Source organism: Streptomyces antnestii, from assembly GCF_004005495.1.
GTDB lineage: Bacteria > Actinomycetota > Actinomycetes > Streptomycetales > Streptomycetaceae > Streptomyces > Streptomyces antnestii.
In genome coordinates, this window is sequence record NZ_RZYA01000021.1 from 81,108 (window position 1) to 100,590 (window position 19,483).

The 19,483-nt window shown below is 71.1% G+C and carries 19 protein-coding genes and 1 pseudogene; 14 read left to right on the top strand and 6 right to left on the bottom strand.

Annotated features, from left to right (window positions below; genetic code table 11):
* Positions 1 to 145: 145 nt before the first annotated feature.
* Positions 146 to 2,836, top strand: a complete 2,691-nt coding sequence (locus EOT10_RS32380) for an FG-GAP-like repeat-containing protein (RefSeq protein ID WP_127831952.1) — start codon at positions 146 to 148, stop codon at positions 2,834 to 2,836.
* Positions 2,837 to 3,076: 240 nt separating this feature from the next.
* On the opposite strand, the gene EOT10_RS32385 is transcribed toward EOT10_RS32380, so the two are convergent.
* From EOT10_RS32385 to EOT10_RS32400, 4 genes are all read right to left on the bottom strand, one after another.
* Positions 3,077 to 3,844 (bottom strand): hypothetical protein, encoded by a 768-nt coding sequence (locus EOT10_RS32385; RefSeq protein ID WP_127831953.1) that lies wholly within the window; start codon positions 3,842 to 3,844, stop codon positions 3,077 to 3,079.
* Entirely contained in the window at positions 3,844 to 4,401 is a 558-nt protein-coding gene (locus EOT10_RS32390) for a hypothetical protein (protein WP_127831954.1), read from the bottom strand. Before EOT10_RS32390 ends, EOT10_RS32385 begins: the two co-directional genes overlap by 1 nt.
* Before the next feature lie 74 nt (positions 4,402 to 4,475).
* Complete coding sequence (locus EOT10_RS32395; RefSeq protein ID WP_127831955.1) at positions 4,476 to 4,985, bottom strand: hypothetical protein; 510 nt, start codon at positions 4,983 to 4,985, stop codon at positions 4,476 to 4,478.
* 125 nt (positions 4,986 to 5,110) lie between these two features.
* The gene (locus tag EOT10_RS32400; RefSeq protein ID WP_127831956.1) at positions 5,111 to 6,709 is read right to left on the bottom strand and encodes a beta-N-acetylhexosaminidase; all 1,599 of its coding nucleotides are present in this window, start codon (positions 6,707 to 6,709) and stop codon (positions 5,111 to 5,113) included.
* Between the two features lie 373 nt (positions 6,710 to 7,082).
* Between EOT10_RS32400 and EOT10_RS32405 the strand changes: the two genes are divergently transcribed.
* The 12 genes and pseudogenes from EOT10_RS32405 to EOT10_RS32460 all read left to right on the top strand — a co-directional run bounded on the left by EOT10_RS32405 (position 7,083) and on the right by EOT10_RS32460 (position 16,257).
* A complete protein-coding gene (locus EOT10_RS32405; RefSeq protein WP_223281333.1) occupies positions 7,083 to 7,652 on the top strand; it encodes a 2-oxo-4-hydroxy-4-carboxy-5-ureidoimidazoline decarboxylase in 570 nt (189 codons plus the stop codon).
* A gap of 149 nt (positions 7,653 to 7,801) precedes the next feature.
* Positions 7,802 to 8,182, top strand: a complete 381-nt coding sequence (gene sdhC / locus EOT10_RS32410) for a succinate dehydrogenase, cytochrome b556 subunit (RefSeq protein ID WP_127831957.1) — start codon at positions 7,802 to 7,804, stop codon at positions 8,180 to 8,182.
* 8 nt (positions 8,183 to 8,190) lie between these two features.
* Positions 8,191 to 8,679: a succinate dehydrogenase hydrophobic membrane anchor subunit gene (locus EOT10_RS32415; protein ID WP_127831958.1), complete on the top strand. Its 489-nt coding sequence runs from the start codon at positions 8,191 to 8,193 to the stop codon at positions 8,677 to 8,679.
* 23 nt (positions 8,680 to 8,702) lie between these two features.
* The gene (gene sdhA, locus EOT10_RS32420) at positions 8,703 to 10,457 is read left to right on the top strand and encodes a succinate dehydrogenase flavoprotein subunit (protein ID WP_127831959.1); all 1,755 of its coding nucleotides are present in this window, start codon (positions 8,703 to 8,705) and stop codon (positions 10,455 to 10,457) included.
* A complete protein-coding gene (locus EOT10_RS32425) occupies positions 10,457 to 11,221 on the top strand; it encodes a succinate dehydrogenase iron-sulfur subunit (protein ID WP_127831960.1) in 765 nt (254 codons plus the stop codon). The genes sdhA and EOT10_RS32425 overlap by 1 nt, the downstream gene beginning before the upstream one ends.
* A gap of 156 nt (positions 11,222 to 11,377) precedes the next feature.
* On the top strand, positions 11,378 to 11,992 hold the full coding sequence (locus EOT10_RS32430; protein ID WP_127831961.1) for a Uma2 family endonuclease: 615 nt from the start codon (positions 11,378 to 11,380) through the stop codon (positions 11,990 to 11,992).
* An 8-nt stretch (positions 11,993 to 12,000) separates the two neighbouring features.
* Positions 12,001 to 12,688: pseudogene (locus EOT10_RS32435) on the top strand (SMP-30/gluconolactonase/LRE family protein); the annotation flags it as partial.
* 44 nt (positions 12,689 to 12,732) lie between these two features.
* A complete protein-coding gene (locus tag EOT10_RS32440) occupies positions 12,733 to 13,143 on the top strand; it encodes a VOC family protein (RefSeq protein ID WP_127831962.1) in 411 nt (136 codons plus the stop codon).
* A gap of 98 nt (positions 13,144 to 13,241) precedes the next feature.
* The gene (locus EOT10_RS32445; protein WP_127831963.1) at positions 13,242 to 13,652 is read left to right on the top strand and encodes a hypothetical protein; all 411 of its coding nucleotides are present in this window, start codon (positions 13,242 to 13,244) and stop codon (positions 13,650 to 13,652) included.
* Between the two features lie 5 nt (positions 13,653 to 13,657).
* A complete protein-coding gene (locus tag EOT10_RS32450) occupies positions 13,658 to 14,167 on the top strand; it encodes a thiol-disulfide oxidoreductase DCC family protein (RefSeq protein ID WP_127831964.1) in 510 nt (169 codons plus the stop codon).
* 145 nt (positions 14,168 to 14,312) lie between these two features.
* Positions 14,313 to 14,963 carry a TetR/AcrR family transcriptional regulator gene (locus tag EOT10_RS32455; protein WP_223281344.1) on the top strand — a complete coding sequence of 217 codons (651 nt, stop codon included), beginning with the start codon at positions 14,313 to 14,315 and terminating at the stop codon, positions 14,961 to 14,963.
* A 115-nt stretch (positions 14,964 to 15,078) separates the two neighbouring features.
* Positions 15,079 to 16,257, top strand: a complete 1,179-nt coding sequence (locus tag EOT10_RS32460; RefSeq protein WP_127831966.1) for a D-alanyl-D-alanine carboxypeptidase family protein — start codon at positions 15,079 to 15,081, stop codon at positions 16,255 to 16,257.
* Positions 16,258 to 16,304: 47 nt separating this feature from the next.
* Here EOT10_RS32460 and EOT10_RS32465 read toward each other — a convergent pair whose 3' ends face one another.
* Positions 16,305 to 16,811, bottom strand: coding sequence for a MarR family winged helix-turn-helix transcriptional regulator (locus tag EOT10_RS32465; protein ID WP_127831967.1), 507 nt, complete (start codon positions 16,809 to 16,811; stop codon positions 16,305 to 16,307).
* A gap of 125 nt (positions 16,812 to 16,936) precedes the next feature.
* Between EOT10_RS32465 and EOT10_RS32470 the strand changes: the two genes are divergently transcribed.
* Positions 16,937 to 18,232 (top strand): MFS transporter, encoded by a 1,296-nt coding sequence (locus EOT10_RS32470; RefSeq protein WP_127831968.1) that lies wholly within the window; start codon positions 16,937 to 16,939, stop codon positions 18,230 to 18,232.
* Here EOT10_RS32470 and EOT10_RS32475 read toward each other — a convergent pair.
* Positions 18,198 to 19,463, bottom strand: a complete 1,266-nt coding sequence (locus EOT10_RS32475) for a metallophosphoesterase (RefSeq protein WP_127831969.1) — start codon at positions 19,461 to 19,463, stop codon at positions 18,198 to 18,200. The two genes, EOT10_RS32470 and EOT10_RS32475, sit on opposite strands and share 35 nt — an antisense overlap.
* Positions 19,464 to 19,483 lie beyond the last annotated feature (20 nt).

Genomic DNA, 19,483 nt, shown 5'->3' on the forward strand with positions numbered 1-19,483 from the left:
GACGGGTGTGAATCTTGTGACCAAATCCGTGTGACCAGTCAGTGAACTTTTCCAAGGGGTGGGGCATTTGAGCCCGCGTATTTCTCGCGCGCGCAGATCACATGCGTACAAACCGCTGAGTCTCAAGCGCAGAGCCTGGGTGACGATGGGTGCCGTCGTCCTCGGCGGCGCCGGCGTCGTCACGTACGCCATGGCCGACCCGGGGAACGGGGCAGACCCCCAGGACGGGCCGCGCGCCTCGGCGATCCACACCCTGGGGCTCACGAACAAGGGCGCCGACCGCAAGGTCGTACCCCAGAAGTCGACGGACCGCTTCAGCGCCGCCGTCGTCACCTGGAAGAACCCGCACGCGACGCTCGACGGGACCGCCCAGGTCCGCGCGCGCAACGTCGCGACCGGCGCCTGGACCGACTGGCTGTCGATGCCGGTCGAGCAGCTCGGCACCGACGGCAAGGAGACCAAGGCCGGCGGCGGCGTGCGCGGCGGCACCGAGTCCGTGTGGACCGGTGACTCCGACGCCGTCGAGGTGCGGGTCGTGGCCAAGGACGGCACCGCGTCCGACCTGCCGTCCGGCATCGATGTCAAGCTGCTCGACCCCGGCACGCTCGCGCCCGCGAAGGGCGCGGGCGCCGCGAAGCCCGCCGCGTTCTCGGTGGACACGACGCCGCCCGCGACGAGCCCGGACCCGGCCACGGACCCCGTGAGCAGCGCTCCGGCCGCCGCCCCGTCGGACACGGCTGCCGCTTCCGAGACGCCCGGCGCGACCGCCACCGAGTCCGCCTCGCCCGCCGCCGACGCCTCGACGAGCGCGTCCGCGTCCGCTTCTCCGGAGCCGACGGTCCCCGCCGCCCGCCCGTCGACGGTCGTGAAGCCGCCGGTCATCACGCAGGCCGAGTGGGGCGCCGACACGGACTACAACGGCACGCCCGAGTACGACGACTCGATCAAGGCCGCCGTCATCCACCACACCGGTGTCGACCCCGACAACACGGTGCCCTGCTCGCAGTCGCGCCAGCGAGTGCACACCATCCAGCAGGAGCACATGGCCAAGGGCTGGTACGACATCGGCTACAACTTCCTCGTCGACCGGTGCGGCCAGATCTTCGAGGGCCGCAGCGGCGGGATGGACCTGCCGGTGCACGGCGCCCACGACTACGGCTTCAACACCGACACCGTCGGCATCTCGTACATCGGCAACTTCATGTCGGCGACGCCCACGCAGGCCGCGCTCAACTCGATCGCCCGCGTCGTCGCCTGGAAGTTCGGCCAGTACGGCATCACCGCGAACAGCAAGGTGACGCTGCAGTCCAACGGCGACCAGGGCGTGTCCGACAACAAGATCCCCATGGGTCAGTCGATCACCCTCGACCGCGTCTTCGGCCACCGCGACACCGGCACCACGCTGTGCCCCGGCGACAACCTCTACAAGAAGCTCGCCACCATCCGGACCCTGGCCTCGGCCCCGGGCGTCTCGCACGCCCTGAAGACGTCGGACATCTACTCGTCCGCCGCGCCCACGGCCAAGACCCGCGACGGCCTGCCCGACCTCGTCGCCGGCACGCCCAAGGCGTCCACCGGCGGCTCGGTCACCGTCGTACCGGGCGGCGCGAACGGCCCGGCGTACGCGGCGAAGAAGACCCTCACGCAGTCCAGCACGGGCGTGCCCGGCACGAACGAGAAGGGCGACCTGTGGGGCGCTTCCGTCGCCGAGGGTGACATCAACGGCGACGGCTACGCGGACCTCGCGATCGGCCAGCCCGGCGAGGACGACACCTCCGGCCACACCGACCGCGGCGCCGTCACCCTCCTGTACGGCCCGGCCCTGAACACCGGCGCCCAGATGAACCTCGACGAGGGCTTCTACGCCAACAGCGCCAAGTACGGCTCCGCCGTGGCGGTCGGCGACTTCAACGCCGACGGCAAGGCCGACGTCTTCGCGGCCTCCACCGGCACCGGCGGCACCTGGACCGCGCGCTATTCCGAGGGCCAGGAGTCCAGCTCCAACATCACGAGCGGTGACGCCGCCCTCGCCTACGAGGCCGCCACCTCCGGCGACTTCAACCAGGACGGCTACGCCGACGTCGCGCTCAACTACCGCGACGCGACGTCCGTCGGCCGCGTGGTCTGGTTCAAGGGCGGCCGCAACGGCCTCACCAAGGCCGGCACGCTGTCGGTCAAGGGCGGCCGCTCCATCGCCTCCGGCGACCTGAACGGCGACGGCGTCGACGACATCGTCATCGGCCAGCCCTACACCGCCGAGTCCGGCGCCTACGCGGGCGGCCAGGTCACGGCCGTGTACGGCTCGAAGATCACGTCCACGACACCCGGCGGCCTCACCGCGACCGGCGCCAAGACGATCCACCAGGCCACCACGGGCGTCCCCGGCGCCGCCGAGTCCGGTGACGCGCTCGGCAGTTCCGTCGCGGTCGGCGACTACAACGCCGACGGCTACGCGGACGTCCTGTCCGGCGCCCCGGGCGAGGACATCACCCGCACCAGCAACCGTTCCAACGCGGGTACGTCCCTGCTGTTCAAGGGCTCGTCGGCCGGCCTCACCGGCACCGGCGCCGTCGCCGTCTCGGAGGACGAGCCGGGTGTCCCCGGCTCCAGCGAGACCGACGACAAGCTGGGCTCCGCCGTCTCCCTCGCCGACCTGTCCGGCTACGGCCGCGCGGACCTGGTGATCGGTGCGGCGGGCGAGGACACGGGCAACGGCACGCTCCTGTACGTCCCGAGCAACAGCACGGGGCTCGGCCTGTCCACGTCCAAGTACATCGGCCAGACGCAGCTCGGCACGCCGGCCGCCGCCGGACTCGGCACCACGCTGGCCCCGTAGGCACGACGAGTACGACCCCGCAGACCTCTCGCCGCGCGATTCCCGACACCCCCGGGGAACCGCGCGGCGAGAGCCTTTCCGGGCTGTCCGCTTTGCGACCGCACTTGCGCCGCCGCGCCCGAATGGGTTACTCACTACCTTCCACGGGAGCAGACCCGGCCGCAGGAGGGGGCGGCCGGGCCTGGTTCCGTGTGCGCGGTGTGCCGCGCGTTCTGGGTGCGCCGGTGGGCGCAGATGGGCTCAGACGCCGGTCACGTTCGGTTCGAACGACACCGCCACGAGCCGGTCGCTGAACCGCTTCGGGCTCCCGGAGCCCGCGACCACGGCACGCTGCCTGCGGACCGCCTCGTCGGTGAGGGTGACCGTGACGACGGGACAGTCCTCGATCTGGTTGGTGTTCGCGGGCGCGCACCGGCCGATGTCGGCCCGGGTGTGCCCCGGGCACACGGCCCGCTCGGGCAGCTCGATCTCCAGGTCCACGTCCTCGGCCCCCGTGAAGCGGTACGCACCCGCCTTGGGCCGGACCTCGTGCCGCTCCTCGACGCCCTTCATGACCTTCGCCCCGAGCCCGCGGGCCGACGCGATACGGCCCTCGCCGTGCGGCCCGAACACGTCGACCGTGATCCCTTGCCCGGCGGCCGGCGCGGTGAGCGTCATCGGCAGCGGCCCCGGGTCGACGAAGGCCCGGATCGTGAAGGCCGCCGGCCCGTCGAACTGCGGCCCCGAACTGGAATACCCGTAGGAGGAGAGGACCAGCGCCGGCTCGTCGGCCCGCTCGCCCTCACCCCGGGGTGCGGGCCGGACGGACTCCGGGGCGCCGCACCGCGACAGTGCCGCCGTGCCGCCGCCGGGAAGCGCCGCGTCCTTCAGGGAGCCCGGCGACACGTGCAGCCGGCCGGCCGGGTCGTCGAGGACATGGCTCTGGGCGGCGAGGGCCACGAGGACGGCGGCGACGGGCAGCGCGACAAGCAGTGACGCCCGCCGCGAAGGGCCGGAGACACCGTGCATCAGACGCGGCCCCGCGCCCGCCGCGACACGACGGCCCGCAGGACGCGGCGGCCTTCGGTGGACACGTCGAGTGCCTGGCGCAGTCCGCCGGCGCCCCGGTTGGCGAGCAGCTCCAGGATCCGGACCTGGCGCCGCAGTTCGGCCGCGACGAGCGGGGACATGCCCTCCGTGCGGCCCTCGCGCCGGGACCGCACCGACCCGGTGCCGTCCTCGAGGGCGTCCAGCATGCGGTGGATCTGCAGCGCGCCGACCGAGCAGGCGTCGGCCCACTCGCGCAGCGCGGGCGCCGAAGGGGTGCTCGGCACGGCCGCCAGCATGCGGTGGGCGAGCCCGGCCGGTTCGTCGCCGCCGTCACCCGGCCCCGACGGGAACGCGGCCCGCGCCCGGGCGAGACTGTCGCCCCACTGCGGACCGCCCTCGGCGAGGCTCCCCCACAGGGGGCGCAGCACCTCGTCGTCCTCGGCACCCAGCAGCGGCACGCAGCGGTCGAGGCAGGCGAGACCGCTCGCCGCGAGGCCCCGCTCATCGGCCTGCGCGATCAGCTCCACCAGGCTCATCAAGTACGCCCTTTCCCGCCCCACCGGTCACTTCGTCCCTACTGGGGTCTACTGCGTGCCGGGGCGCAGGAACGTCACAGCGGTGCGACGCCGAGCCGGTCGAGGAAGCGGAAGAAGAGCGGTTCGGCGAACGGGTCGGGGTTCTCGGCGAGGACGGCGGCGAGCGGGCCCGGCTCGACGGTGCGGCCGCACTCCCCGGCCCAGGCGACCGCCTTGCGCGCCGCGTCCCCGGGCTCCAGGAAGTAGTCGTCGAGGGCCAGTTCGCTCTCGGAGAGGTAGCCGGCCATGGCGTCGCGCGCCAGACAGGTGGTCCACGCGCCGCTCCGCGGGGCCGCCGCCTCGATGACGACGCAGTCGCTGTCCATGACGTAGCCGAAGAGGGCGGGTGCGCCGGTCTCGGCGGCGAGGGCGTTCATGCTGCCGACGTCGTACCGCTGTCCGCCGCCGTCCGGGCACTCCCAGACCTGCCAGCCGTCGGCCCGCCGGTCGAGGAGTGCGAGCCCGTCGCGCGCCCCGCCGAGCGTGTTCAGCTCGACGAGCGGCCGCTCGCTTCTGGCCACGACGTAATAGCCCCAGTAACCCATTGCCGCTGTCTCCCCGGTGCCGTCAAAAGCGCCTGATCCCAGTCGGCGCCGAATAGACCACAGCCGCACGAGACTCCGCCACCGAAAAGGCGATTCCGGCGGTCGCCCACCCCTGGCCGTGCTCCCTACGACCCGAGCCGCCCAGCGAGCGCCACGAACTGGGTCCACGTCAGCGGCGGCTTGTCCGGGTCCCACAGCTTCTGGATCGTCGCCCGCAGCGGCATACGGATGCCGGCCGCGACCTGTGCCGGGGTCTGGGAGTTCGCGAGGTCGCACCACACGGCGAACGTGCCGCCGAGGATCTGGCTGTCGTACTTCGCGGGGACCGGTGTCGTGCCGCGTACGACGAGCGGGGTCCAGCTCTCGTAGATCCGCCGCCCGGTCGGGTAGAAGAAGGCGTTGGGCTGGCCGAGGACGTAATAGAGGTACTCGTCGTTGTAGTTGGTGAGCCTGCGGCCGGCGCTCAGGTACTCCTCCGGCGGGCGTGCGCCGATCTCCTTGCCGGTCCAGTACGCGACCTCCAGGCTCTTGTCTGCCTGGACGGAACCGCCGCGGAAGAACCCGTCGTTCCACGCCTTGAGGGAACGGTTGAACGGCTTCATCGTGGCCGCCCGGTCGTTCAGCCAGCCCGTCGCGAGGTCCTCGACCGTCGCGCTCGCCCCGTACTTCTTCCGGGCGGCGGCCGCGAGCTGCGGGAAGGACGCCTCGGGGTTCTTCACCGTCAGGGCCTGGTACTCGTCACCGCCGAGGTGCCAGAACGCGCCGGGGAAGAGCGGGGCGTACTCGCGGAGCAGATCGTCGACGATCTTCGCGGACTGGGGGTTGGAGATGTCGACGGCGCCGCGCGTCGGCACGCCCGACGCGTTGCGCAGCTGCAGCGAGGGGTGCGCCGCGATGACCGCGCCGAGGTGTCCGGGCGAGTCGATCTCGGGGACGACCGCGATGTGCCGCTGGGCGGCGAGCGAGACGATCTCGCGGACCTGCGCCTTCGTCAGGTGCTCGGGCGAGACGATCTCGGGGTGCGAGTCGGACTGGATGCGGAAGGCCTGGTCGTCGGAGAAGTGCAGACCGAGCTGGTTGAACTTCAGGTCGCCGATCTCACGGATCCGGTCCTCGATCCAGCCGGCCGTGAAGTGCTTGCGCGCAATGTCGATCATGAACCCGCGCTGCGGCTTCGCCGGCGCGTCCCGCACCACGCCCTCGGGCGCCAACGCGCCGCCGTGCACCTCCTGCTTGAGCGTGCGCGTGCCGTAGAAGACGCCGGCGTCACCGGGTCCGACGATCCGCACCCGGCCGCCCCGCACGGTCATCGTGTAGGACTCGGGGCCGCCGCTCCCGCCGAGCGCCAGCTCCACGTCACCCGCGCCCGCCTTGACCTTGCCCGCGTACTTCAGCTTCAGCTCGCCGGCGATGAGCCTGCCCTCGTCGGCGAGCCTCGCGTCCCCGATGACGACGCGGCCGCCGGCGGGCCGCCATCCGGGGCCGCGCGCCGGGGTGAAGGCGCGCACGGAGGGAATGGTCTGCGGGGCCTTCGACAGGGCGTACGACTTCGTGGGCGAGGGCGTCACGGCCTGGGCGGCGGAGGTGGCGGTCTTCCGCCCGGAACCGCTGGGGTTACTGCTCCCACCCCCGTTGCCGCCGCAGCCGGCGAGGACCGCGGTCAGCGCGACCGTCCCCGCCGTGACGGCTCCCGCACCGGCGCTCCATCGGCTCCGCGTACCCATCAGTGACCGCCTTCCGGCTCCGCCAGCAACCTCGAGATCGATATCCGCGTCCTAGTAGGCGACCGTACGGTCCGTTGCCCAGGCGCCCCGTCCACCACACGCCCCCAAACTCTCCCGTCCGGGTGAATTTGGTGCATCCGACAGACAGCTCCTGACACGGATCGCTAGCGTGAACGGAAATCCGCCACACCCGCATCACCTGTCCCGTTGTCCCGTGACACAGCCGACATAGCGCACACAGTCGACATATCCGGCTCGCGTCTGGTCCCAGTGTCGGCCCCGTCACGTCCCACGTCTCGCCGAGGAGCGCACGCTGCCTTCGCATCGTTTCTCCCGCCTCCCCGGATCTGCCGCCGGATCTGCCGCGATACCGGTGCAGTCCTCCCTGCACGGCCTCGCGCGGCTGAACACGATGCCCGCCGCCGAGGCCGAGCGCGCGCTCCTGACCTGCTGCGGATCGCTCCACTGGGCCCGCCGCCTCGTCGCGCACCGCCCCTACCCCGACCTCGGCGCGCTGCTCGCCGCCGCCGACGAGGCGGTCTACGACTTCGTGCCGGCCGACCTCGACGACGCCCTGTCCCGCGAAACGCTCCCCCTGCCGCCCCGCGGCGCGTACTCCGTCGCGCACACCGCGCTCGGCGCCGCGCACTCCGCGTACGAGAGCCGCTTCGGACACGCGTTCGTGATCTGCCTCGACGGTTACGGGCCCGAGGAGGCCCTGGACCAGCTGCTCGCCGGAATCCGGTCACGCCTTGGCAACGATCCCGAGGAGGAACGCGTCCTCTCCTGGGAGGAACTGCGCCGACTCGCCCGGGGACGACTCGCCCGACTCGTGCGGACCTTTGAGGCCCGACCGGAGTCCGCGAAAGCGATAGAACCGCAGGAAACAGCGGATTCCGGGCGCCCGGACAGCGCCCCGAATAGCCCGTACGTGGCTGTTTGATTGCCTGTTTGATCACACCGGCGGCCCCCGGGCGAGCGAGCCGACAACTCGTCGATACGATGACGAGCGGCCGGTGGACCGTACCCGGCCGGGCCCGACCGACAGAGAAGCCGGCGCGGCCCCAATCCCCGCTCCCGGAGGGTTCTTCCGTGCCGGCTGGAACGCTGTACCGCGGCCGGGAAGGCATGTGGTCGTGGGTGGCTCATCGAGTCACCGGTGTCCTCATCTTCTTCTTCCTGTTCGTACACGTCCTGGACACCGCTCTCGTACGCGTCTCCCCCGAGTCGTACGACACCGTCGTTTCCACCTACAAGACGCCGATCGTCGCGCTCCTTGAGTACGGCCTCGTCGCCGCCATCCTCTTCCACGCGCTCAACGGCCTGCGTGTCATCGCCGTCGACTTCTGGTCGAAGGGCCCGCGCTACCAGAAGCAGATGCTCTGGACCGTCGTCGGCATCTGGGTCGTGCTGATGGTGGGCGCGCTGTACCCCGTCCTCGGCCACGCCGTCCGTGCACTCTTCGGGAGCTGACGCCAGACATGTCTGCTGACACCACCCCTGCGAAGACGCCCGGCGTCGGCCCCGTCGAGGGCGTGACGCTCTACGACGTCGACCACCCGGCCCCCGTCATCGAGGCCCCCCGCAAGCGCACCTCGAAGACCCCGCGCGCGACGCGCGGCAACTTCGAGATGGCCGCATGGCTCTTCATGCGCCTGTCCGGCGTCGTCCTCGTCGTCCTGGTCCTCGGGCACCTGCTCATCCAGCTCGTCCTCGACGGCGGCGTGAGCAAGATCGGCTTCGCGTTCGTCGCGGGCCGCTGGGCCTCGCCGTTCTGGCAGGGCTGGGACCTCCTGATGCTGTGGCTCGCCATGCTGCACGGCGCGAACGGCCTGCGTACGGTCATCAACGACTACGCCGAGCGTCCGAACACGCGCCTGTGGCTGAAGGGCCTCCTGTACACCGCCACGGTGTTCACGATCCTGCTGGGCACGCTGGTGATCTTCACCTTCGACCCGAACATCCGATAGGCACGGGGCTGAGGTAACCACTCATGAAGATCCACAAGTACGACACCGTCATCGTCGGCGCCGGCGGCGCGGGCATGCGCGCGGCCATCGAGTCGACGAAGCGCAGCCGCACCGCCGTGCTGACGAAGCTGTACCCCACCCGCTCCCACACGGGCGCCGCGCAGGGCGGCATGGCCGCCGCGCTCGCCAACGTGGAAGAGGACAACTGGGAGTGGCACACCTTCGACACGATCAAGGGCGGTGACTACCTGGTCGACCAGGACGCCGCCGAGATCCTCGCGAAGGAGGCCATCGACTCCGTCCTCGACCTGGAGAAGATGGGCCTGCCGTTCAACCGCACCCCGGACGGCACCATCGACCAGCGCCGCTTCGGCGGCCACTCGCGCAACCACGGCGAGGCCCCGGTCCGCCGGTCCTGCTACGCCGCGGACCGCACCGGCCACATGATCCTCCAGACGCTGTACCAGAACTGCGTCAAGGAGGGCGTGGAGTTCTTCAACGAGTTCTACGTCCTGGACCAGCTCATCGTCGAGGTCGACGGCGTGAAGCACTCCGCGGGCGTGGTCGCGTTCGAGCTGGCCACCGGCGAGATCCACATCTTCCAGGCCAAGGCGGTCATCTACGCCTCGGGCGGCACCGGCAAGTTCTTCAAGGTGACGTCGAACGCGCACACCCTGACCGGTGACGGCCAGGCCGCGTGCTACCGCCGGGGTCTGCCGCTGGAGGACATGGAGTTCTTCCAGTTCCACCCGACCGGCATCTGGCGCATGGGCATCCTTCTCACGGAGGGCGCCCGCGGTGAGGGCGGCATCCTCCGCAACAAGGACGGCGAGCGCTTCATGGAGAAGTACGCGCCCGTCATGAAGGACCTCGCGTCCCGTGACGTCGTGTCCCGCTCCATCTACACGGAGATCCGTGAGGGCCGCGGCTGCGGTCCCGAGGGCGACCACGTCTACCTCGACCTCACGCACCTCCCGCCGGAGCAGCTCGACGCCAAGCTCCCGGACATCACGGAGTTCGCGCGTACCTACCTCGGCATCGAGCCCTACACGGACCCGATCCCGATCCAGCCGACCGCGCACTACGCCATGGGCGGCATCCCGACCAACGTCGAGGGTGAGGTCCTCTCGGACAACACCACCGTCGTCCCGGGCCTGTACGCCGCCGGCGAGGTCGCCTGTGTCTCCGTGCACGGCGCCAACCGCCTGGGCACCAACTCGCTGCTCGACATCAACGTCTTCGGGCGTCGTGCGGGCATCGCGGCCGCCGAGTACTCCCACAAGGCCGACTTCGTCGAGCTTCCGGAGAACCCGGCGTCGCTGGTCGAGGAGACCGTCGAGCGCCTGCGCAACTCCACGGGCACCGAGCGCGTCGCGGTCATCCGCAACGAGCTCCAGGAGTGCATGGACGCCAACGTGATGGTGTTCCGCACCGAGCAGACGATCAAGACGGCGGTCGAGAAGATCGCCGAGCTGCGCGAGCGGTACAAGAACGTCTCGATCCAGGACAAGGGCAAGCGGTTCAACACCGACCTCCTGGAGGCCATCGAGCTGGGCAACCTGCTCGACCTGGCCGAGGTCATGGCGACTTCCGCCCTGGCGCGCAAGGAGTCCCGCGGCGGTCACTACCGCGAGGACTTCCCGAACCGCGACGACGTCAACTTCATGCGCCACACCATGGCGTACCGCGAGGTCGGCGACGACGGCTCCGAGTCCATCCGTCTGGACTACAAGCCGGTCGTCCAGACCCGCTACCAGCCGATGGAGCGTAAGTACTGATGGCTACCCCGACCATGGACAAGCTCGAGGCGCTCGAGGCGGACAACGGCTCGCACCTCATCACGGTCACGTTCCGCGTCCGCCGGTTCAACCCGGAGGTCTCCGCGGACGCGGTCTGGGAGGACTTCCAGCTCGCCATCGATCCCAAGGAGCGTGTCCTCGACGCCCTCCACAAGATCAAGTGGGAGCTCGACGGTTCGCTGACCTTCCGGCGCTCCTGCGCGCACGGCATCTGCGGCTCGGACGCGATGCGGATCAACGGCAAGAACAGGCTCGCCTGCAAGACGCTGATCAAGGACATCAACCCCGAGAAGCCGATCACGGTCGAGGCCATCAAGGGCCTCACGGTCCTCAAGGACCTCGTGGTCGACATGGAGCCGTTCTTCCAGGCGTACCGGGACGTCATGCCGTTCCTGGTCACGACGGGCAACGAGCCGACGCGCGAGCGTCTGCAGTCCGCCGAGGACCGCGAGCGCTTCGACGACACCACCAAGTGCATCCTGTGCGCCGCGTGCACGTCCTCGTGCCCGGTGTTCTGGAACGACGGCCAGTACTTCGGTCCGGCCGCCATCGTGAACGCCCACCGCTTCATCTTCGACTCGCGTGACGAGGCGGGCGAGCAGCGCCTGGAGATCCTCAACGACAAGGACGGCGTGTGGCGTTGCCGCACCACGTTCAACTGCACGGACGCCTGCCCGCGCGGTATCGAGGTCACCAAGGCCATCCAGGAAGTGAAGCGCGCACTGATCACGCGCCGCTTCTGATCCTGGTTTCCGCAGGGCTGTGAGGGCCCCGTTCCCCCGGTGTTCGCCGGTGGGGACGGGGCCCTCACCCGTATCGGTGAACGGTTCAGATCGGGCCGTTCGGGTCCTGACCGGCATACGATGATGCCCTCGACACCAGTCACTGGGAGGCACGTGATGTCCGCAGCATCCGTCGAGCGGCCCGCCGGCGACCGTCCGCTGACCGCGGAGGCCAACCGGCTCATGGACCGCAACCCGGGCTACCGCGTCGAGATCATCGGAGGCCAGATCCTCGTGACCCCGCCTGCTGATGGCGCGCATGCCCGCGCCCTGACCAAGCTCATGCGCCCATTCATCACCGCGGGGCTCGACGACGGCGAGACCAGCGTCGTCCAGGCCATCGGCCTCTGGCTCCCCACCGGCGCCGAGGACTACGCCATCCCCGATCTGGCGCTCGTCGAAGCGGACTTCGAGAGCCACCTCATCGAGAACAACTGCTACGACCCGATCGTCTTCCGCCTGGCCCTGGAGGTCACCTCCAGCAACTACCGCGCGGACCTGCGCACCAAGGTCGCCGCCTACGCCGACGCCAAGATCCCCGTCTACGTCATCGTCGACCGCAAGCACCAGCGTCTGCATGTCCTGACCGAGCCGGAGAGCTCCGCCTACGACAACCACCAGGTGCACGCCCCCGGCGAGACAGTCGCCCTCCCCAAGTCCATCGGCGCCGAGGTCATCCTCGACGTCGATGCGCTACTGAAGGCCTCGGCCTCCCAGGCCCAGCCCGAGTAGCCGCCCCGCTCGCAGCTGAGGGCCGGCTGATCCACTGTGAGCAGGGCGGGCCGCCGCGTCACCCGCACCGAGCCCGACGGCCGGATCACCGTCCTCGCCGACCGCTTCGAGGGCAAGCGGCTCAACAGCCCGAACGACGCGGTGGTCCGCTCGGACGGCTCGATCTGGTTCTCCGACCCGGACTTCGGCATCACCAGCGACTACGAGGGCTTCCGCGCCGAGTCCGAGATCGGCGCCAACAACGTCTACCGGATCGACCCCGCCACGGGCGGGGTGCGCCAGGTCGCCGACGGTTTCGGGGCACCGAACGGGCTCGTCTTCTCCCCCGACGAGCGGCAGTTGTACGTGTCCGACACCCGGGCCGGGCACATCCGCGTCTTCGACGTGCTCGACGCGCCCGACGGGGAGGCCGGGGCGCTCTCCGACGGCAAGGTCTTCGCCGAGATCACGGCCGGCGACGGCCGCTTCGACAACACACGCTTCGACGACGCCGGGCATCTGTGGGCCGCCGCCATGCACGGCGGCGTGCACTGCTACCAACCGGACGGCACCCGCATCGGCCGCATCGACGTCCCGGAACCGGTCTCGAACATCGCCTTCGGCGGCCCCAAGAACAACATCCTGTTCATCACCGCGACGACGTCCCTGTACTCCCTGATGACGTCCGTGACCGGCGCGCCACGTATTCACCGGTGACGATGTGCTGTCCGGTTCACCCGGAACACGGCTAATCTGACGGTATGTCACTTGAGCGACCTGCGCTGGAGCTGCTCGGCTTCGACAACGTGCTGTTCCCCGTCGGTGATCTCGACGAGGCGGTCTCCTTCTACGAGCGGGCCGGGTTTCCCGTGAAGTTCCGCCTCGACGAGGCCGGGATCGCCCTCCTTGAGGCCGGCAAGGAGACGCCCGGCGTACTGCTGCGCGTCGAGGAGGACTTCGGCCACCGGCCGCCACCGTGGCCGGGCCCCCGCGTCTGGCTGGAGGTGCGCGACGCCAAGAAGGCGGCCCGCGCCCTCCTGGACGCCGGGATCGAACTCCTCGACCCACCGTTCTCGACCTCCACGGGGTACGTCGTCGAGATCGCGGACCCGTGGGGCAACGTCATCGGCCTCACGGACTACGTCAAGCGGCCGGAGCTGGCGCGGAGTTAGGGCGCGGGGGTTCGCAGGGGTTTTGGTTGAACATGTTCAAAAACAGGTCTACAGTCTCCCTCGACAGCGTTTTTGAACGCGTTCAAGGAGGGGTGGGAATGGACCTCACAGTCGTCGCATACGTCGTCTACCTCGTCGTCAGCATCAGCCTGACCGTCTGGGTGGCGCGCACCCTGAGCCGTAACGGAAGGGTCTTCCTCGCCGACGTGCTGCACGGGAACGAGAACCTCGCCGACGCGGTCAACCACCTGTTGGTGGTCGGCTTCTACCTCGTCAACCTCGGCTTCGTCGCGCTGTATCTGACCGGGGACGACGCGATCGCCGACACCCGGGGCATCTTCGAGGCCCTGTCGACGAAGCTCGGCGTCGTGCTTCTCGTGCTGGGCGTCATGCACCTGGGGAACGTCTGGGTGCTCAACAAGATCCGGCGGCGGGGCGTCATGGAGCGGGAGCAGCAGCCGCCCGTACCGCCCCAGGGCTACGCCGCCCCGCCGGCCACCGGGTGGTGACGGCGATGAGCGGGGTCGCGGACCGGGGCACCACGGGGGCCCCGGTCCGCCGGCTCGTCCTCCTCTACGACGCCCAGTGCCCGCTCTGCACATTCCTGCGGAACTGGCTCGCCCGGCAGCGGCAGCTCGTCCCGCTCGACCTGGTGCCGGCCGGCTCCGATGAGGCCCGGCGCCGCTGCCCCGGGATCGATCACATCGCCACGCTCTCGGAGATCACACTCGTCGGTGACGCCGGGCAGATCTACCGGGGGCCCGCCGCCTGGGTCGTGACCCTGTGGGCGCTCGCCGAGTACCGGCCCCTGGCCCACAAGCTCAGCACCCCGTCGGGCGCCCGGCTCGCGCGGGCCGCGGTGCTTGCCGCCGCCAAGTACCGCCAGGCTCACCGGAACCAGCAGGTCAGGAATGCCGGCGGCGGCGCCTACCGCAGGGTCGACGGCTGGACGTACGACCCCGTCGACGGGTGGACGTACTACGGCCCCGCGGCCTGCGACAGCGGCTGCCACGTGCCCGATTAGGCTCTGCAGCGTGCCAGCAGAGAAAGAGACCCCCGACAGTCCCGAGCCCGGTGCGGCGCCCGGTGCCGCGCCCGGTGCCGCCAAGATCCCCACCAAGAGCCCCGCCAAGAGTGAGCAGACGCGGGCGCTGATCCTGGAGACCGCGATGCGGTTGTTCCGGGAGCGGGGCTACGACAAGACGACGATGCGGGCGATCGCCAAGGAGGCGGGGGTCTCCGTCGGCAACGCGTACTACTACTTCGGCGGCAAGGAACACCTCATCCAGGGGTTCTACGACCAGATCGCCGCCGAGCACCGGACGGCCGTACGGTCCGTGCTCGACCGCGAGACGGACCTGGAGAAGCGGCTCGCGGGGGTGCTGCGCGCCTGGCTGGACATCGCGGAGCCGTACCACGAGTTCGCGGCCCAGTTCTTCAAGACCGCGGCGGATCCGACCAGCCCGCTCAGCCCCTTCTCGCCCGAGTCCGAGCACGCGCGCGAGACGGCGATCGACGTGCACCGCGAGGTCCTCGCGGGCTCGAAGGCCAAGGTCCCGGCCGAACTGGCCGCGATCCTGCCGGAGTTGATGTGGCTGTCCCAGATGGGGCTCGTCCTGTACTGGGTCTTCGACAGCTCCGAGGGCCGCGAGCGGAGCCGGCGGCTCGCCGAGCGGGGGGCACGGCTGACGACGCGGGGGGTCGCGCTCGCCCGGTTCCGGGTGCTCCGGCCGCTGGTGCTCGAGGTGCACGAACTGTTCACGGACTTCCTGCCGGGCATGACGGAGGCGTCGACGGCGGCGCGGACCGGGAAAGGGTGAGGGGGTAGGGGGTAGGGGGTATCGCGTAGGGCTGGGGAATCGGGGGAATCGGGGGATTCAAGGGGTGGCCGGGGGCTCTTACCTTTGGTTCATTCGGTCCTTGTACCGTCGTCTGATGCCCGGCACCTCTTCATCGCACCACGTCAGCCGCCGCGCCGCGCTCGCCATCGGCCTCGGCGCAGCGGCCTCCGTCACCCTGCCCGGCCCCCGTGCCGAGGCGGCCTCGCCCGGCGCCGTCGGCGGGGCGCGGCTCGGCCGGCCCGGTGTACAGGTGGCGCCCGGCGCGCCCCGGCTGCCCAAGCTCGCCGCCCAGTCGTGGCTCGTCGCCGACCGTGACACCGGCGACGTCCTCGCCTCGTACGAGGCGCACCGCGCGCTGCCGCCGGCGTCGACGCTCAAGATGCTGTTCGCCGACACGGTGCTGCCGAAGTTCGGCCGGACCCAGCTCCACAAGGTGACCGCCGCCGATCTCGCGGGCATCCCGTACGGCAGCAGCCTCGTCGGCGTCCAGGCCGGCACCACGTACACGGTCGAGCAGTTGTGGCAGGGCGTGTTCCTGCGGTCCGGGAACGACGCGGTGCACGTCCTCGCGAGCATGAACGGCGGCGTGGCCGAGACCGTCCGGCAGATGCAGGCGCGCGCGGCCGACCTCCAGGCCAACGACACGCACGTCGTCAGCCCCGACGGCTTCGACCACAGGGGGCAGGTGTCGTCGGCGTACGACCTGACGCTGTTCGCGCGGGCCGGCCTCAGGAACGACGACTTCCGCGGCTACTGCGCCACGAAGACGGCCGACTTCCCGGCCGGTGGAAAGAAGACGTTCCAGATACAGAACACGGACCGCCTCCTCACCGGCCAGGGCGTACAGCCGTACGAGGGGCTCATAGGCGTGAAGAACGGCTACACGTCGCACGCGGGCAACACGTTCACCGGCGCGGCGACCCGCGGCGGGCGGACCCTCCTCGTCACCGTCATGCACCCCAGGGCCGGGTACGAGGCGGTGTACGAGGAGACGGCGGCGCTGCTCGACTGGGGGTTCGCGGCGGCGGGCAAGGCGGACCCGGTGGGCACGCTGGTCGCACCGCTGAGCGAGCAGCCCGAGAGCGCGAGGGCGGCGGACTCAGGTGCGGGCGCGGCGGGCGCGGGGCCGGAGGCGGCGGGAGCTCCGGCCGTGTCCCGCACGGACGACTGGGCGTTCGGCGGTTCGGCGGCGGTCGCGGTGCTCGCGGGCGGCGGCCTGCTGGCACTGCGCCGACGCGCGCGCCCGAGCGGCCGACGGAGACGTCAGGCCTGACGGCAGGGCGGGCGTGACGGCGGGGCGGGCGTGACGGCGGGGCGGGGTCAGGACCTGCGTCCGGCCGGGCCCGACTCGGCGGCGATCATCACGCGTCGCAGCAGGTCAGAGAGCTGACGGCGCTCCTTCGCGTCCAGCACGCCGAGCACCCGGTGCTCTTCGCCGCCGAGTGTGTCAAGCGCCTTGCGCCAGATGGCCCGGCCCTCGTCGGTCAGTTCCACGTCGACCCGGCGCCGGTCAGTCCTGGACGGCGTACGGAGGACGAGGCCGCGGCGTTCGAGGGCGTCGAGGCGGCCGGTGACGGATGCCGGGGCGAGGCCCAGGTCCGAGGCGAGTTCCGAGGGTGCCGCACGTCCGGCGCGGCCCGCGAGCTTGTGCAGCGTGTCGAACTCGAAGCGCTCCAACTCGACGTCCGCCAGGGCCTGTTCACGGACCTTGCGCAGATGCCGGGTCAGCTCGCCCGCGCGCGTGATCGCACCCTCGATGTCCGGGTCGAGCTCCGGCATGACCGGCAGCCAGCGCTCCAGATGCCCATCGGTCCAGTCGCGTTCCATGAGGGCAGTCTACGGCCGGTTACTTCGGTGCCAGATATTTTCGCTTCCAGATATTTCGCTGCCGGATATTTTGATGCCCGATAATTCGTTGACGAATAGTTCGGTGACGAAATACATTCGCCGTCATGCCGCGCCGCCCCAGCCTCCGCCTCCGCCACCCGTTGTTAGGTAACACCTCCTTCCGCCGCTTCTTCCTCGGCCGTCTCCTCTCCCTGGTCGGCGACGCCGTCATCCCCTCCGCCCTCGCCCTCGCCGTACTGGCCGCCACCGGTGGATCCGCCTCGGCGCTCGCGCTGGTCCTGGGCTGCGCGATGGTGCCGCGGCTGGTACTCCTCCCACTGGGCGGCGTGATCGCCGACCGCTTCAACCCGCGCACCGTGGCCCTGACCACCGACCTCGTACGCTGCGCGGGACAGCTCTTCGTCGCCTTCGAACTCCTCTCCGGAAAGCCGGAGTTGTGGCACATCGCGGCCGCCGAGGCGATCGGCGGAGCCGCCTCCGCCTTCGCCATGCCGACACTGGCCCCACTCATCGTCGGCATCGTCGGCGAGCAGGACCGGCAGGCCGCCAACTCCACGCTCGGCGTCGTGCGCAGCGCCACGCTCGCGGGCGGCCCGGCGCTCGCCGGCCTGCTCGTCCTGACCGCGGGCCCCGGCTGGGCCTTCGTCCTCGACTCCGCCTCGTTCGCCGTCAGCGCCGCCCTGCTCGCCACTCTGAGGCTCCACCGGGTACCGGCCGCAGCTGAGGACCGCCGCTCCCTGCGGTCCGATCTGGTCGAGGGCTGGCACGAGGTGCGCTCGCGCGGCTGGTACTGGACGAGCCTGGTCGCCCACGCCACGTGGAACGGCGCGGCAGCCGTGTTCGCCACGCTCGGGCCGGCCATCGCCGTCAAGGAGCTGGGCGGCAACGGCGCCTGGATCGTGATCGCCCAGGCGGGCGCGGTCGGCCTGCTCCTCGGCTCACTCCTGTCCGGGCGGGCCCGCCCCCGCCGCCCGGTCCTCACCGGCAACCTGGCCCTCACCACGTACGTCCTGCCACTGGGGCTGCTCGCCCTGTACGCCCCCGCCCCGGCGGTCGCCGCCGCGTCCGGCGTCGCCCTGGCCGGGCTCGGCTTCTTCAATCCCCTCTGGGAGACAGCGGTCCAGGCCGCCGTTCCCAAGGCCGTCCTCGCCCGCGTCACCTCGTACGACTGGCTGCTCTCGCTGGCCGCGATGCCGCTGGGCTACGTCCTCGCGCCGCTCGCCGCCGACGCGTGGGGCGAGGCGACACCGCTGTGGATCGCGGCGGCGGCCGTGGCGGTGACCTGCGCGGGGACCGCGTTCGTGCCCGGTGTACGGGCGTTCACGCATCAGGCCGGTACCGGCGGAGGCGAAGACGCAGCCGGTGTCAGGCCCGCTTCGACGCCAGCTCGACGACCGTGATGTCCGAGGGCGCTCCGACCCGTACCGGCGGACCCCACGCGCCGGCGCCCCGGCTCACGTACAGCTGTGTGTCGCCGTACCGCTCCAGGCCCGCGAGTGTCGGGTTGGCCGCGGCGGCGATGAAGTTGCCCGGCCAGAGCTGGCCGCCGTGGGTGTGCCCGGACAGCTGGAGGTCGACGCCGTGCTTCACCGCCTCGTGGATCATCACGGGCTGGTGGGCGAGGAGGACGGCGGCGCGGCGGGGGTCGCGGTCACCGAGCGCCTTGTCGTAGTCGGGGCCGTCGCCGTAGTTCTCGCCGGACACGTCGTTCACCCCGGCGAGGTCGAACGCGCCCATCTCCACGCGCGCGTTCTCCAGAGGCCGCAGGCCGATCTCGCGCACATGCTCGACCCACGGCTCGGCGCCCGAGAAGTACTCGTGGTTGCCCGTCACGAAGTACGTGCCGTGGCGGGCCCGCAGCCCCGCGAGCGGCGCGACGGCCGGCGCCAGATCCTCGACGCTCCCGTCGACCAGGTCTCCGACGACGGCGATCAGGTCGGGCTGCGTGGAGTTGATCGTGTCGACCACCTTCTGGGCGAAGCCCCGACCCAGAACGGGCCCCAGGTGGATGTCGCTCACGACCGCGATCCGGAACCCGTGCGCGGCGCGCGGCAGCCGGGCCAGTGGAACGGTGACCCGCTTCACCCTGGGCCCGCGCAGCACTCCGTACGCGCCGTTCCCGACGATGCCGGTGGCGGCGACGGCTGCGGCTCCGCCGACGACCCGGGAGACGAAGAGCCGCCGGGAGGGGCCGGACGCGGAGACGGGGGCGGGAGTCGGGGGCGGGGTGGGCGTCTGCGGCTCGGCCGTCGGAACCAGTACGGGCTCGGGCTCCCGCACCGGCCCCGCCTCCGGGGCCTGCGCCGCGGACCTGCGGTCGAGGTGGCGCCGCAGCAGGGGCCGTACGAGTTCACCCGCGAGGACCGCGAGGACCAGGTAGATCGAGAAGGCCATCCACAGGAACCCTGGCCAGGCCAGGACCTGCTGCAACCAGAACGGCGCACCCGCCCGCTCGCTCGCCACCGCCGCGAACATCAGCAGCGGCCCCAGCACGAACACGGCCGTCCCCGCGCGCCGCGCGAGCCCGGCGCGGACCGTCGTGTCGCGCACGAGGCGGCGCCACGCGTACCAGTGCAGACCGGCGAAGGCCGCGAGCGAGGCGACCCCGACGACCACTAAGACGGCGATCAACGCGCCGCGCTCCTTCCCCG

Coding starts and splice junctions, on each gene's coding strand:
- EOT10_RS32380 (WP_127831952.1), top strand. CDS start 146: ATGGGTGCCGTCGTCCTCGGCGGCGCCGGCGTCGTCACGTACGCCATG.
- EOT10_RS32385 (WP_127831953.1), bottom strand. CDS start 3,844: ATGCACGGTGTCTCCGGCCCTTCGCGGCGGGCGTCACTGCTTGTCGCG.
- EOT10_RS32390 (WP_127831954.1), bottom strand. CDS start 4,401: ATGAGCCTGGTGGAGCTGATCGCGCAGGCCGATGAGCGGGGCCTCGCG.
- EOT10_RS32395 (WP_127831955.1), bottom strand. CDS start 4,985: ATGGGTTACTGGGGCTATTACGTCGTGGCCAGAAGCGAGCGGCCGCTC.
- EOT10_RS32400 (WP_127831956.1), bottom strand. CDS start 6,709: ATGGGTACGCGGAGCCGATGGAGCGCCGGTGCGGGAGCCGTCACGGCG.
- EOT10_RS32415 (WP_127831958.1), top strand. CDS start 8,191: ATGTCTGCTGACACCACCCCTGCGAAGACGCCCGGCGTCGGCCCCGTC.
- sdhA (WP_127831959.1), top strand. CDS start 8,703: ATGAAGATCCACAAGTACGACACCGTCATCGTCGGCGCCGGCGGCGCG.
- EOT10_RS32425 (WP_127831960.1), top strand. CDS start 10,457: ATGGCTACCCCGACCATGGACAAGCTCGAGGCGCTCGAGGCGGACAAC.
- EOT10_RS32430 (WP_127831961.1), top strand. CDS start 11,378: ATGTCCGCAGCATCCGTCGAGCGGCCCGCCGGCGACCGTCCGCTGACC.
- EOT10_RS32440 (WP_127831962.1), top strand. CDS start 12,733: ATGTCACTTGAGCGACCTGCGCTGGAGCTGCTCGGCTTCGACAACGTG.
- EOT10_RS32445 (WP_127831963.1), top strand. CDS start 13,242: ATGGACCTCACAGTCGTCGCATACGTCGTCTACCTCGTCGTCAGCATC.
- EOT10_RS32450 (WP_127831964.1), top strand. CDS start 13,658: ATGAGCGGGGTCGCGGACCGGGGCACCACGGGGGCCCCGGTCCGCCGG.
- EOT10_RS32455 (WP_223281344.1), top strand. CDS start 14,313: ATGCGGTTGTTCCGGGAGCGGGGCTACGACAAGACGACGATGCGGGCG.
- EOT10_RS32460 (WP_127831966.1), top strand. CDS start 15,079: ATGCCCGGCACCTCTTCATCGCACCACGTCAGCCGCCGCGCCGCGCTC.
- EOT10_RS32465 (WP_127831967.1), bottom strand. CDS start 16,811: ATGGAACGCGACTGGACCGATGGGCATCTGGAGCGCTGGCTGCCGGTC.
- EOT10_RS32470 (WP_127831968.1), top strand. CDS start 16,937: ATGCCGCGCCGCCCCAGCCTCCGCCTCCGCCACCCGTTGTTAGGTAAC.